General features: G+C 70.4%; 16 protein-coding genes. 6 read left to right on the top strand and 10 right to left on the bottom strand.

Annotated elements, in window-relative coordinates:
* Nucleotides 1-90: 90 nt before the first annotated feature.
* The 3 genes from E6U81_RS40015 to E6U81_RS25680 are packed head-to-tail and all read right to left on the bottom strand — an operon-like array spanning nucleotide 91 to nucleotide 1,954.
* Entirely contained in the window at nucleotides 91-231 is a 141-nt protein-coding gene (locus E6U81_RS40015) for a hypothetical protein (RefSeq protein ID WP_168714739.1), read from the bottom strand.
* A gap of 47 nt (nucleotides 232-278) precedes the next feature.
* Nucleotides 279-1,331: a CU044_5270 family protein gene (locus tag E6U81_RS25675; RefSeq protein WP_136232455.1), complete on the bottom strand. Its 1,053-nt coding sequence runs from the start codon at nucleotides 1,329-1,331 to the stop codon at nucleotides 279-281.
* Complete coding sequence (locus E6U81_RS25680; protein ID WP_136232456.1) at nucleotides 1,328-1,954, bottom strand: RNA polymerase sigma factor; 627 nt, start codon at nucleotides 1,952-1,954, stop codon at nucleotides 1,328-1,330. Before E6U81_RS25680 ends, E6U81_RS25675 begins: the two co-directional genes overlap by 4 nt.
* 56 nt (nucleotides 1,955-2,010) lie before the next feature.
* On the opposite strand from E6U81_RS25680, the gene E6U81_RS25685 reads away from it, so the two are divergent.
* The 3 genes from E6U81_RS25685 (at nucleotide 2,011) to E6U81_RS25695 (ending at nucleotide 5,230) form a co-directional block, all read left to right on the top strand.
* Nucleotides 2,011-2,529, top strand: coding sequence for a hypothetical protein (locus tag E6U81_RS25685; protein WP_136232457.1), 519 nt, complete (start codon nucleotides 2,011-2,013; stop codon nucleotides 2,527-2,529).
* Nucleotides 2,530-3,136: 607 nt separating this feature from the next.
* Entirely contained in the window at nucleotides 3,137-3,457 is a 321-nt protein-coding gene (locus E6U81_RS25690) for an STAS domain-containing protein (protein ID WP_168714740.1), read from the top strand.
* 1,452 nt (nucleotides 3,458-4,909) lie between these two features.
* On the top strand, nucleotides 4,910-5,230 hold the full coding sequence (locus tag E6U81_RS25695; protein WP_136232459.1) for an STAS domain-containing protein: 321 nt from the start codon (nucleotides 4,910-4,912) through the stop codon (nucleotides 5,228-5,230).
* Nucleotides 5,231-5,233: 3 nt separating this feature from the next.
* Here E6U81_RS25695 and E6U81_RS25700 read toward each other — a convergent pair whose 3' ends face one another.
* The 3 genes from E6U81_RS25700 to E6U81_RS25715 all read right to left on the bottom strand — a co-directional run bounded on the left by E6U81_RS25700 (nucleotide 5,234) and on the right by E6U81_RS25715 (nucleotide 7,715).
* On the bottom strand, nucleotides 5,234-5,653 hold the full coding sequence (locus E6U81_RS25700; RefSeq protein WP_136232460.1) for an ATP-binding protein: 420 nt from the start codon (nucleotides 5,651-5,653) through the stop codon (nucleotides 5,234-5,236).
* 631 nt (nucleotides 5,654-6,284) lie between these two features.
* A complete protein-coding gene (locus E6U81_RS25705) occupies nucleotides 6,285-6,611 on the bottom strand; it encodes a hypothetical protein (RefSeq protein ID WP_136232461.1) in 327 nt (108 codons plus the stop codon).
* Nucleotides 6,612-7,391: 780 nt separating this feature from the next.
* Complete coding sequence (locus tag E6U81_RS25715) at nucleotides 7,392-7,715, bottom strand: hypothetical protein (protein ID WP_136232463.1); 324 nt, start codon at nucleotides 7,713-7,715, stop codon at nucleotides 7,392-7,394.
* A gap of 439 nt (nucleotides 7,716-8,154) precedes the next feature.
* On the opposite strand from E6U81_RS25715, the gene E6U81_RS25720 reads away from it, so the two are divergent.
* The gene (locus E6U81_RS25720; protein WP_136232464.1) at nucleotides 8,155-8,562 is read left to right on the top strand and encodes an STAS domain-containing protein; all 408 of its coding nucleotides are present in this window, start codon (nucleotides 8,155-8,157) and stop codon (nucleotides 8,560-8,562) included.
* A 187-nt stretch (nucleotides 8,563-8,749) separates the two neighbouring features.
* Here the strand turns inward: E6U81_RS25720 and E6U81_RS25725 are convergent, their stop codons facing one another.
* The 3 genes from E6U81_RS25725 to E6U81_RS25740 form a co-directional block, all read right to left on the bottom strand.
* Nucleotides 8,750-9,151, bottom strand: coding sequence for a hypothetical protein (locus E6U81_RS25725; RefSeq protein ID WP_136232465.1), 402 nt, complete (start codon nucleotides 9,149-9,151; stop codon nucleotides 8,750-8,752).
* Nucleotides 9,152-9,329: 178 nt separating this feature from the next.
* Nucleotides 9,330-9,731 carry a hypothetical protein gene (locus E6U81_RS25730; RefSeq protein ID WP_136232466.1) on the bottom strand — a complete coding sequence of 134 codons (402 nt, stop codon included), beginning with the start codon at nucleotides 9,729-9,731 and terminating at the stop codon, nucleotides 9,330-9,332.
* A gap of 804 nt (nucleotides 9,732-10,535) precedes the next feature.
* Complete coding sequence (locus E6U81_RS25740; protein ID WP_136232467.1) at nucleotides 10,536-10,697, bottom strand: hydrophobic protein; 162 nt, start codon at nucleotides 10,695-10,697, stop codon at nucleotides 10,536-10,538.
* A 279-nt stretch (nucleotides 10,698-10,976) separates the two neighbouring features.
* Here E6U81_RS25740 and E6U81_RS25745 point away from each other — a divergent pair, with 279 nt between their 5' ends.
* Complete coding sequence (locus tag E6U81_RS25745) at nucleotides 10,977-11,153, top strand: CsbD family protein (RefSeq protein ID WP_136232468.1); 177 nt, start codon at nucleotides 10,977-10,979, stop codon at nucleotides 11,151-11,153.
* 424 nt (nucleotides 11,154-11,577) lie between these two features.
* Here E6U81_RS25745 and E6U81_RS25750 read toward each other — a convergent pair whose 3' ends face one another.
* Nucleotides 11,578-11,781: a hypothetical protein gene (locus E6U81_RS25750; RefSeq protein ID WP_136232469.1), complete on the bottom strand. Its 204-nt coding sequence runs from the start codon at nucleotides 11,779-11,781 to the stop codon at nucleotides 11,578-11,580.
* Nucleotides 11,782-12,161: 380 nt separating this feature from the next.
* On the opposite strand from E6U81_RS25750, the gene E6U81_RS25755 reads away from it, so the two are divergent.
* Nucleotides 12,162-12,389 (top strand): hypothetical protein, encoded by a 228-nt coding sequence (locus tag E6U81_RS25755; protein ID WP_136232470.1) that lies wholly within the window; start codon nucleotides 12,162-12,164, stop codon nucleotides 12,387-12,389.
* The last annotated feature ends 41 nt before the right edge of the window (nucleotides 12,390-12,430 follow it).

Consider the following 12,430-nt stretch of genomic DNA (forward strand, 5'->3'; position numbering starts at 1 on the left):
GGTCGGACGCAGCTACAGCTGAGGCTTTGGATGCCGTTGGCCGCTGCTCCTCATGGCCGAAGGGGTATCGACCGTTTGTGAGGACCGGGGTCAGTGCGTCCGTACGCCGTCGATGGCGATCGACAGCAGAAGGCGTGCCTCGGCCTTGTCGTCGGTCGTCTGCGGGTGCATCCGGACGCCGACGTCCTGACGGTCTCCGGGCGCTGGATCGAAAGTCGGGGAGTCGGACACCTGCAGGATCGGGACAGCGGGACTGCCCCGCCCGGCCCCTATGGGGTTCAGTTCTCCGGTTCGTCGCCAGCGTGGTCGACGATGCCGGCCTTCAGGACGGCCGTGGCGAAGTCGTAGCCCTTTCCGTTCCCAGCGCCCGGGGATGGGTCGCCCGTGGGCGGGAGGCCGTCGGCGCCGATGGGCGGGAGCTCCGCCAGCAGCACCTGCCGCACGCCGAGGAACACGCCGGTCGTCCTGTCGAAGATCAGTGACACCCGCAGGTTGCCGTTCCTGCCGACCACCGCGACGCCGTGCCGCCCCGCCGCGTCGACCTCGTCGGCGACCACCCTCGTGCCGGGGATCCTCGCGGCCGTCTCCATGAGCGATCCCGCGACGGCCGGCGGCGCGGTCACGTTCATGAAGATCATCTGGATGTCCCCGAAGGCGAGCTGATGGCGCCGCTCGTCCGTGATCGGCATCCCCACCACCTGCTTGGACCGGTCGGCGGCGAGGAGCTGCTGCAGAAGCCGGTCGGGGTCGGTGGGCAGCGCGGCGACGAACTCGTAGGTCGGGGCGAGGAAGCCGGCCTGCGTGGGGGCGCCGCGGCCTGCCCCCAGCGTGGCAGGCCAGGTGACCCGGCCCTTCTCGTCGCCCGGTCCGGACATCGACGGATCCGCGATCAGGCCCTTGGACCTGCCGTCCACCGCCATCCACATCGTCCGTTCGTGCCTCGACTCGCGAGCCCCGTCCTGGACCATCCGCTGGTAGGTGAACTGGGTGTTCTTCGCGCCCGGGTCCGGGCGGCTCGCGGCGGCCTTGGCGGCCCGGCTCAGCAGACCGGCGGCATCCGTCGGCTCCGACACCGGCGTGGCCGACCCGGTCGGCGCGGCGGACGTCGACGCGGCGGGGGCAGCGGCCGGGGCGGCGCTGCCGTCGTTTCGGCCCGGGCCGACCAGCGTGACGGCAGCCACCGCGACCACGGCCAGTGGCGGCGCGACCCACCACACCAGCTTGCGTCGCGAACCCGTCACCTTCGTCGTCTGTCCGGCGGTCTCGCTCATCAAATGCTCCCTCAGCAGCCGGTGGCGGTCGGCAGTGAGCAGCTCGGGTGTGTCGTTCATCGGTTCTCCCCCTGCATCGACCGGGCGGCAACGAGGCCGCCATCCCGTACCTGTCCGGGACCGGTCGGGTCCCGACGATTCGTCAGTTCCTTTTCAGCGAGCGCACGCAGCCGGGTGCGGGCCCGGGAGAGGCGGGATCGGACGGTGCCGACCGGAACGCCGAGAGCCTCGGCTGCCGAGGCGTAGTCGAGCCCCACCCAGACGCAGAGCCGGAACACCTCCCGTTCGGAGCGGCGCAGGCTGGGCAGCGCGCGCCGTACCGCCGCCAGCTCGGCGCCCGCGTCGATCCGGGTCACCAACCCCTCTGCGAAGTCCTCCACCGGCTCACGCTCGGCAAGCCGCGCCATCGCGGCCTTGTGCCGTCGGGTGGCCCGTGCGGTGTTGTGCAGCACGTTGGTGGCGATCCCGAACAGCCAGGGCCGCAGGCTCTCGTCCCCCTCGTGGAGTTTCCCGCGCAGCCGCCAGGCCTCCAGATAGGTCAGCGACACCGCGTCCTCGGCCGCCGCCCAGTCGCCCAGGGTGCGCAGCGCGTAGGCGTAGACGGCCTGTGCGTGCGCGTCGAACAGCTCCCCCAGCGCACTGCGGTCCCCCGCGCACAGACGCGCCCGTTGTGTCAGTTCCATGCCCTTTCCTGTCCGCACCGCCCACCGGGTTCCTATGAGGCACGTCACATCTCCTGATGGGTGCCGCAGCACCGGCCTGCGGAGAAACCGGGCTGAGCTTTGAACTCACCACGACCGCACCCGTCATCGCACTGCGCGACCTCCACTTGCGGTGGGAGGTCTCCACCCAGGTCGGCAGCAACAGCGCGTACGTCACCGACGCGCCGATCAACGCGTTCCGGCGGGCGGATTCGGCGAAGTGGAAGCCCGGCACCGTCTGCGACTCCTCGGACAGCACCTGGATTCGGCGGCTACTCCGAAGACGGAAGCCGCAGCGTCTCCGGCCGGGGCTGCGTCACCAGCGCCAAGGCGGACGGCAACAAGGTCAGGATCACCTTGAAGGTCACCGGCACCTCCTACGCCAAGGCCCGGGGCTGGTTCAAGGAGACCAACTACAACTACCAGATCCGCTGCCAGCTCAGGAAGCGCACAGGCGGCGGCTGGGACCGTGCCTCAACGGCAACGGCCGCGTCACCGGCTGCTCCCTGAACCACACCGTCCCCGCCAAGGGCGTCAGCCTCTACGAGGCGGGGTGACCACGCACGGCGCCGCCGAGAGGGACTTCACGTGCACGAAGGACGACATCAGTTGGGGGCGCTGCGAGGAGCACCAGTTGGGTGACGTGCGCCAGAAGGGCACCCACCTCGGAAGGCCACCCGGTCCTCGCGCCGCGCCCTGACGAGACGACCTTGACGTCGGTCTCGTGGCCGTTGAGGGTCACCGGCAGGAAGTAGTGCCTGCCGAGCAGGCGTGCGTACGGTGGGGCACCCCGGGTTGAGTCTCTGCTGTTGCCGGACATGGGCCCCCGCCCTCCCCCAGGTGCCGGAAGCCTTGGCGTGGCCCTACGCCGTCGGCACCACACCAGTCTCGTCCGGTGCCAGCCGGATACCAGGGGCGACCACCACCCCTGGCGTCGTGTGGTGCGGGGGCTCCCGTGGATTCCACCTTGAACAGGGCGTTCATGCGTCACCCGATCACCTCTAGGCAGGCGCTCACGCCCCCGGTACGCAGCTGTACCCCGGGCCGTGCGGGCCAGGGGCGCAGCTACGGAACGGTAAAAGGGTCAGGCTCCGGGCCGTGTACCGGTGGGGCGGAGCGTCCCGTACGGTCGGGAGGGTCAGATCTTGCGTTCCGGGAGGCAGCGTGAAGACGCCCAAGGTGACCGTCAATGCCGAGGCGGACGGTGTGCGGGTGGTCGTCTGCTCCGGCGACTTCGACCTGGACACCACCGGACTGCTGCTGGAGGCCTGCGACATCGCACCGCTGCCGGCCGGTCTCCTCGTCATCGACGTCCGGCAGGTGACGTTCGGCGACTCCAGCTTCCTCAACGCCCTCATCCGCCTCCGCAACACCCGCCCCCTCGCCCTGCGAGGGCCGCTCCCGTCACAGCTGCGACGGATGATGGAGATGACCGGCGCGCTGCCCCTGTTCGACATCCACGACGCCTCCGAACAGGCTGGCTGAAGCACGTACCGGGGCGGGGCGGGCGGCATCTGTTGCGGCGGCCGGGGCAGATGCCCGGTATGGGGCCCTCACGGAGCACACCGCGCTTCCCGGCGCGGATGAGCTGCGGTCAGGCCCGGGAGCTGGCCCGGCGTGTGCTCGCCGACTGCGAGGCGCCCCCGGCCCTGGTGACCGACGTGCTGACGGTAGTGAGCGAACTCGTCTCCAACGCGATCCGGCACGCAGGCGGCGTCACCGGCTTCCACATCCACCGCCGGGCCGGCCTGATCGCCATCGAGGTATCCGACCAATCCCTCCGCATGCCACACCTACGGCCGCGATCACCCAACGGTCACGGTCACTTCGGCTGGCGCCTGGTCAGAACCCCGTCTTCATCCGCTTCCACCGCGGCGGCAAAACCATCACCGCACCCGTTCCCACGCCAGCCCCCTGACGGCCGGCGCAGAGATCGGCGGCCGGAGATTGGGGCGGCCCCGGGGGACTGCTGCCCCCAGAGCGCTCTGGGCCCCAGGCCTCACCCACGCACGCGATATCGGCGCGGGCTGAGCAGGACCCTAACCCGGGCAGCCGTCTATACCCGGATCCACGGAGCGGCCCTGACCACCCACGCGGATGTGGAGCACGCAGAGGCGGTCGGAATCGGGGCCCGCCCCAAGCGGACCCGTAGGGGAACGGATGGTTTCCCCGGAGCGGTGTGCGTCCCAGCGGTACAACGACCCCACCCGCCCCAGGTTCCGCTCCCCCATCTCCTCCCCAACGGGAGCCCTCAGGAGCCCACTGAGCTCCTTTCAGACCCTCGGGAAACGGGTCGTCCAGCTGCTGGAACGCCCGCAGGGTCTCCCGACCGCGGGGCCAGGGCGCAGCAGAGCCCGGCCGGGATGTCGTCCGGGCCCGGGGCGGGCTCTGCCTGCGTGGGGCACCCGTCATCGGCCCCACCAGCACCCTCCCACCCCGCCCCCAGGCCCGCACCGCAGGCACGACGGATGAGTTACATCCCGCCACCCGCCAGCGGTACAGCCGGGGCGTCAACCAGCGGCAGGGCCGAACGTGACCAACCCCGGGCCGGGGCCGTTGGCCCCACTGCCGCGCGGCCCCGTCCATCCGCAGCTGCGTGGCTCCCTCCCGACGGTGGACGCCCTGCCCGGAGCAACACCGTCGGGAGAACTCAGGTGCGCCCGCGTATACACCTACCGGCCCATCCTGAGAAAACGCAGAGTCGAGGAACTCCAACTCGGCGACAACCGCTGGCCCGCCCCGCCGCTCCCGGGGCGGGCTGAATGACGGCCGGGGGCTGCAGCCCGAATTTCACGCAGATGAGGGCGAGCGGCGCTCACTCGGGGTGGGCCGTCCGTTCGGGGGCGCAGGTGAGGGTGGGGTGTCACTTCGAGGCGGGAGCCCGTACGGTCGCCGTTGGAGATCAGTGGAGCCAGCTGCGGGGATGGAGGGACGCGTATGCAGATGCCGAAGGTAACGGTCCGCTCGGGCGCGGGCGCGGTAAGGGAGGTCGTCTGCTCCGGAGAGTTCGACGCGGACTCCGTGGGCCGCCTGGACGAGGTCTGCGCGCGTGAGGCCGGGGATGCTCGGGTCCTGGTCCTCGACGTCTCCCAGGTCGCGTTCGCCGACTCCTCCTTCCTCAACGTCCTGATCCGGGCGAACAACAGCGGCCCCCTGGTGCTCGCCGACCCACTGCCGCGCCAGCTGCGCCGCATGCTGGAGATGACCGGCGCCCTGCCCCTCTTCGACCTACGCGACGACGACGCTCCGACCGGCTGATGGTCAGGACGCAGAGGGCCGCCGGGGTTCGCTCACCCCGGTGAAGAACGTGGCGCTGACAGTCTTCGCGCCCTCATGGAAATAGACGTGCGCGCGGTCGGCGAGCTGCTTGACCAGCCGCCACCCGAAGCCTCCCGGCTGACCCGGCGCCCAGGGGCGGGTCAGCGGACCGCGGGGAGACCGGTCGGACACCTCCACCACGAGCGCCCCGAGATGAACGCGGATGTCGAAATGCGTGACGCCCCCGGCGTGGCGCCGGGCATTGGAAATCAGCTCGCTCACCACGGTCAGCACGTCCTCCCGCCGCTCCGGAAGAAGCGCAGGCTCCAGCTCGTCGAGAAACAGCCGAGCCGTCTCCCGCGCCTGCGCGCACGAGACATCACCGGTCACTGGGGCCGGAAACAGGCGGGATCGATCGTCCATGTCCTGCGCCTCCCCCACTCCCCCGCCGGCATACCCGGCCCACCGGGTGCACCCCCGCACGGTGCGACGCCACACGGCGGTACGCGGTTCGCGTCCGACCCCCCGGACACTCTCCCGGCGGCACCTTACTGGACGGCGGCGTTCGACGGCAGACCTGTGAAATGTCCAGTTCAGCGGACTGCAGAGGGTACGCGGCGGGCCGCGCGGCGAACGCACCTTGGGCCAGATCACGCACCCCCGCCGCCTGGACGAAGCCGGCCCGCTTTTTAGGCCGGTGAGCGGCCCCCGGCTGCACTCCGAAGGCCGGGCAAGGACGGGCCTAGCAGCCCGGGCTTGCACCCGGGCCACTAGGCGGCGGTCGGACGGTTCGGGGCCGCCCAGCACGCTGACGCCACGGGTTCCCGACTCGTTCCCGCGCATCGATACGTGAGTGAAGGAAGACATAGCGATCACGGGCCCGACCCTCCGCCACGGCGAGCGAGGCCGTCGCAGGATCCGCAGGCGGAACATCGAGACGCCGACCAGACCAGGGCAACGCCCGCACCCGCCAGGCCCAAAGATCAGTAAGGGGTGGCATGCCGGAGTCGGTGGCAAGGTAGCGAAGACGGTCTCCTGCCCCTACGAGCTGCCCTCAGGTGAGGTCGCAGGTGACGTTCCCAGAGCCGTCCCAATCCGGCGCCTCCGTGAGCGTGAAGGTTCCCTCCCCTGCCTCGACGACTCGCACCATGATCCCTCCGCGGTCCTCACCGGGAAACGCAATGGAGAAGTGGGGATCCATGTCCATGAGGAAGTCCCAGCCCTCGCGCTGGATTGTGTCAAGGGCGTTGGCATGCTGCCCGGTTGCCCGCCACTGGCCGACCGCGTCGACAGCGACGGTGATGTCGATGTCGTACATCTCAAGGCAAGTCGACTGGTTAGCCCACCATTCGAGGCGGCCCTGACCCACGAATCGATCCATGAGCACACTATGCAACTGTGCAGGCCGACCAGGCGAGCCTGCACGGCTGCTGGCCGTCGTGGGGCAGGCCCCGAAACGGAACCAAATGAGGCAGACCAGACAGGTCCTCGCCTCATCCGACAACGCCCCATATGCCTTCGCCGCCTCGCGACCTCATTCTGAAACGATCAGTAAGTGGGGTTGGATGCTGCCGGCCGGGGCGGTGACCCGGCGACGTGTGACGGCAGCCGGGAACCTGCCCGCGGCCGGCAGCGCCACGGCGCCGGGAGCGGCACCGGTTCGAAGGCGGCTCCCGCAGCGGCCATTGCACCCCCGCCCCTCGGCCGCGCCCTCCTCTGACGCGCTGATCGGGGCGTTAACCCCACCCGGACAGAGTGATCGGCGCTCCTGCGGAGGCGTCAACACCTGCGGGCTGGAATACGCCGGCTGCCGCCTACCGGCGTTCGGGGCAGCGCCGGGTACGCGTGCGACAGCTCTGCGGCTCGGGCTCCTGCGCCGGGCAAGCGCCTGCTGCCGGGAGCAGGCCGAGTATGTCCAGCAGCCGTGCCAGGTCCTCAGGACCGGTAGCACGTGCGGCCACCGCTCGGCGGGCCGCCGCCCCGTCTGCCGGGACGCCCAGCGTCAGCAGGGACGGATCATCACAGCCGAAGGGATCCCTCACCCGCCCGATCCCAGCACGGACACCGCCACAGCGCACCCGCACTACTCCAGATCACCGGGGCGACGACACGATCCCTGCTGCCGCCATCCGGCACGGCCTGGGCCGAAGCACGAGGGGCACTACGGCGCGGAGGTCTGCTCCGGATCGAGGACAAGGAGCCCCTGATCGTCGCGCGGGTCGACCACAAAGCCGGCCGACTGCAGGGCAGAGGTCGCCGCGAGCATGAAGGCGTGCCGCAGCACATCATGATCTGCAGGGTCGGCGATGTCGCGGGGTGCGACCTGCTCGGGCCGGGTGACCTGTACGGGCAGCCAGCCGATCAACACCCCGCGGGCGTGCCGGATCAGGTGCACACCTTCCTCACCGGGCGCGGACTCCTCGAAACCGGCCTCGGCCAGCACCGCCCGCACACGCAGCACAAGCTCGTCCTCGTGATCTTCCACGCGCTGGAGCCTAGAGGACCACCCACACGGGCAGGGCGCTCCGACATCGGGTACAGCTGTAGGAGCAGGGAAGACCCGAAGCCGGCGGCGCCTGCCGGCGCAGGGTGGGGTGCGCTGCTGCGGAGGTAGGCCGGCCGGACCACTACTGACCCCCAAGGCCGCCCCCGCGCCCCCGGCCCGGGGCCAGGGCCGCGGGTCCGGCGCCGCTCGACAAGACGCCCGGTCATCAGCCCGCCAGGCAGCACGGCAGGAACGGACCGAGCTGGTCAAGCACCACTGCGCCGTGGCCGGCCGGGCGCCGGCGAGACGGACGTCGGCGCACTCGCGGCGTCGCAACGACTCAAGGCCCTGCGAGCCGCCCAAGCGCCGGGGAGCTGCCGCGCCAGGATGGAAGGTCCCACAGGTACAGGCGTGTGGGGCTGGGAGCAAGGAGACCGCATTGATCACTGTCGACGTCCAGCACCGCGGCGGCACCGTCCTGCTCAGCGCCACCGGCGAACTCGACCAGCACGCGGGGGAACCCCTCCACGCGGCGGTGGACGGTATTCCGGTGGGGGTGCGGGACCTGCTGATGGATTTGCACCGCGTCCCGGTCATGGACCGCGACGGCCTGCTGCACCTCCTCGACACCCACCGGCGGGCGGAACGGCGGGGCCTGCGCGTCCTCGTCATCGGTTGGCAGCCACAACCCCAGCAGTGCATGGCCGACATCGCCGGTATCCCCGGAGCCCGCACTGCCACCGGGGAACGCTACGCCGTAACAGGATTCCGACGACTCATCGAGCAACGCGCCCACAACGCCCGGAACAGCGCAGACTTCACCGCTGGCTGGCTACCCCGAGCCTGAGCCGGCCGCGTCCCCGCGCTCGCGCAGCCAGGGCGGTGATCATCTTCATCGTGAATCGCAGGGTCCGTCGCCGTGAACCGAGGGACCCTGTCCCTCGGCTTCCCCCGGCGAACGACGTCCTTCACGAGGCCATCGACAGGGTCCCCCGGGGGGTGGTGCTGCTCGGAGACCCTGCCGCCTGTGGCTTTCAGAGCAGGGTGGGGCTGTTTTCGATGTCGAGGCGGCGGCTGTTGTCGATGCGCTGGCTGGTGTCGATACGGGTGCTGGTGTCGAGGTCGGAGCTCGAGCCGCAGCGGTTGCGGTCAGCCGTCTGAGCGGCGTTGCCGCCTGCGGCGTCTCCTCCTTCACCGGTGATGACGCCGGAGGCGTTGTTGCCTCCGTTGGTTCCGGCGAGGACCCCGACCAGCTGCCTGACCAGAGAGTTCCCGCCGGAGGCATCGACGGCGGAGACGCTCGTGGGGTTGTTGCACCGGATGACGACGGGGGCGCCATCGGAGGGGGACGCGGCGACTGCGGCGCCGGTGCCGAATGCGGCGGCGCTGCCGAGAGTAAGCACGAGAACCGAGAGGGTACGGACGATCGCCTTCACGGATGTTCCTTTCTTCTGGTGGACGCTGCGTTCGACGCCAGGGAACCAACCATCCGACGTGGGTTTCGGGCCGGAAGTCCGGTTCACCCGGCTACCTCAGTCGGATGCGCGACCGCTGCCCGGTTCCGGCCCTGGGACAGGGCTGGGGGTGGTGGGCAGCGGCCGCGTCCGGAGCGGTTCAGAGCAGGCTGGGGCTGTTCTTGAACGAGAGGCGGCGACTGTTGTCGACGCGCTGGCTGTTGTCGACACGCGTGCTCGCATCGACGTCCGTGCTCTCCCCGCAGCGGTTGTGGCTCGCCGACTGCGCGGCGTCGCCGCCGAGGGCAGTACCGCCAGGGCCCGTGTCGACCGCGGAGGCATTGTTGCCGTCGTTGGTACCGCCGAGGACTTCGACCAGCTGGCTGACGAGTGAGTCTCCGCCCGACGCGTCGACGAGGGAGACGTTCGTCGGGTTGTTGCACTGGATGACGATGGGCGCGCCGTCCGAGGGGGACGCGGCGACTGCGGCGCCGGTGCCGAATGCGGCGGCGCTGCCGAGGGTGAGCACGAGAACCGAGAGGGTACGGACGATCGCCTTCACGGGCTTCCTTCCTTTCCGGTGGACGCCGCGTTCGACGCCAAAGAACCAACCCCCGACTTTTGTCTCGGTTCCGGGTCGTACATCCGGTTCACCCGGCTGCGTCATACCGAAAGCCGAGCGGAGCAACGCCCTGCACCAGCGCGCCGGCACCCGCGAACGCAATCGACCGCCACCACGGAACATGGCCCGACGTCATCCTGGTCGAACGCCGCAGCCCCCCATCACCTGACGGCACACCTCAAGCCCCGGGGCCCGCCAGCACCCAGACCGCACGACACCCGCAGCCCATCCGTCAGGACCGCTCGACCTCCGCCATCAGCAGGCGCAGGGTCGGCGAGTGCTTCTCCGGCGGCAAGGCGTCCAGCGCGGGGGTGGCTGGTCTCCGCGCACGGCTGGCGTGTGGGCCTTGCCGAAGATTGCGTTGAGGAGGCCGAGGGAGGGCCGGTTGTCGCTGAGGGGCCATGGCCTGGACGGCGAACACGTCCGCGACCGCGAGGGCCGCGCCCTGGTAGCCGAGGGCGACCGCGGCAGCTACAGACCCAGACCCGGGTGGCGACGTCGCCGGGGCTGCGTCCGGAATCGGCGAGCTGGGGCGGCCGGCGTGATGGGAGGCGAGCTGGTCCCCTGCTGCAGCACAGCGGCCGCCCCGGCACAGGCGGGATACCCCGAACCGCTCACCTCACCCGGTTTCCGCCCCGCCGCGCCCGTCGGCGGTGTGCAGCCGCCGTTCGGGCGCGGACGTGCCGGTGGGCCCACCCCCGTGACGGGGTGGGCCCACCGGCCGTGCACTGCTGGGGCTGCCTGCTACCAGCGGTACCAGCGGCCGCTGCTGTTCTTCGGGCGGGCCACGAAGCCGATCAGCCACAGCACCAGGACCGCGAGCGCGATCCACCAGAGGATCTTCACAGCGAAACCGGCACCGAAAAGGATCAGGACGAGCAGGAGAACAAGAAGCAGGGGAACCATAGTTATCAACCTCCGAAGCACCGAGTGCCCGACCGACCGACACTCATGCACATGATCCTTATGTGTTTCTTATCCGCGCAGGCGGGCAGACGCGTGCGCCCGGCTCCTCCCTCACGGCCCTGCCACGTCGACCCCGCGAACCTCAGGGGCGCCGGCGGGCGGCCTGCCGGTGCCCTGCGGGTGGGATCCGACATCGGCGGACCGATGCGGGGTTTGGGCCTCGGGATCGTGAGCAGGCGAGTCGTCACGACCAACCCGGTACTACACGAGGAGGTCCCCATGTCGGGCACCGAGAAGACCAAGGCACAGGCCGAGCAGGCCAAGGGCAAGGCCAAGGAGGCCATGGGCCGCATGGCCGGCAACGAGCGGATGACCGCCGACGGGCACGCCGACCAGGCCAAGGGCAACGCCCGCCAGGCCAAGGAAGACGTCAAGGACACCTTCCGCCGCCACTGAACCGCCCCCTGCCGCGGCCCTGACCCGCGGCACCCCTGGGCCCCGGCCAACGCCCCCTGGCCGGGGCCCAGCCACGCACCGGGCCGGACACCCGAGCACCAGCCGATCGGACTCTGCGCGGCCGCAGGGTCTGGCGGCGGGTGGTTGGTGAACGCTGCCTCGTGCGAACGGCACCCCACCCGATTTCGATAAACCGGTTTCGGCAAACTGGGTTCGCGAAGTGAGTTCTCGCTAGAGTGGGACTCTGTGGCATCCCAGCGTTGCAACCTGATGATGCGTCTGTGCATTGTCAGTGGTCGACGGCAGAGTGGAGTCACAAGTACGGCGGCCTCTGCCCGGCCGGCAAGCAGGGACAGAGACCGCCGCGGGATGTACCCGCACCTCGCGCCTCCTGGTGTTGGCCCACCAGGGGGCGCGTCGCGTTCTACAGGTGGCTGACCAGCCTCTCGTACAGCCACACCAGGCACCAGTGGAACCAGTGCGCGGTCTCGTCGGCGACGCCGGCCATGAAGGCCTGGACGACACCGGCGAGCAGTACCTCGCGAACGGTGGTGCGGCTCTCACCCCGGACAGGCGGTCGGCCTTCGTCCTCGAAACCGGTGGACGTCGGCTTGTCGCTCTCCGGCATGGGAGCCTCCGATCAGGACCGCCGCGCTGCAACTAGGGAGTCGGGGCGACGGTCCGTCAAAACCCGACCGCCCAGAAGCTGCACAGTGCTCTGGCGGGGTCGAACCAGAGTATCGGCACCTGCCGACACTCTGTGCGGCACGCGGTCAAGTCGCCAGTGCAAGCAGTTGGCCACCAGCCCCGCTCTGCGCCATAGCGACTGCCTCCTCGAAACGGCAGCGCGGCCCGGTCGAATTCGACTTGATCCTGATTGGCCTCGTGCGGCCCCCTTGGACGCGTGAGGGGCGGACGGCAGGGCAGGCGGAAGGTTGTGTACAGCAGTACAGCACGTCGGCCCTCGTCGCATCCGTGCTGAAGCCGCCTCACGCAAGGAGAGCCCTCATGCCCAGCGCCCCGCCAAAGCCTGAACTTCCGGATCGTGTGCCGGAGAAGCACAACGCCCTCACCCCTGACCTACCGCCGCTCGGCCCGGTCGCACCTGACATCCCGAACGCTGCGGCCGATCGCCCCCGGCCCGGCAGCCACAAGAAGGACACGCGCGAGGACATCGGCGAAGAGCGGCCTCCCGCCGGCCCGGGCAACACCGAGCCTCAGGAGCCGACGGACTGAGCACACTGGTGGGCCTCGGCGGTCGAGCGCGACGCACCGCA

Source organism: Streptomyces sp. A0592 (assembly GCF_004795115.1).
Classification (GTDB): Bacteria; Actinomycetota; Actinomycetes; order Streptomycetales; family Streptomycetaceae; genus Streptomyces; species Streptomyces erythrochromogenes.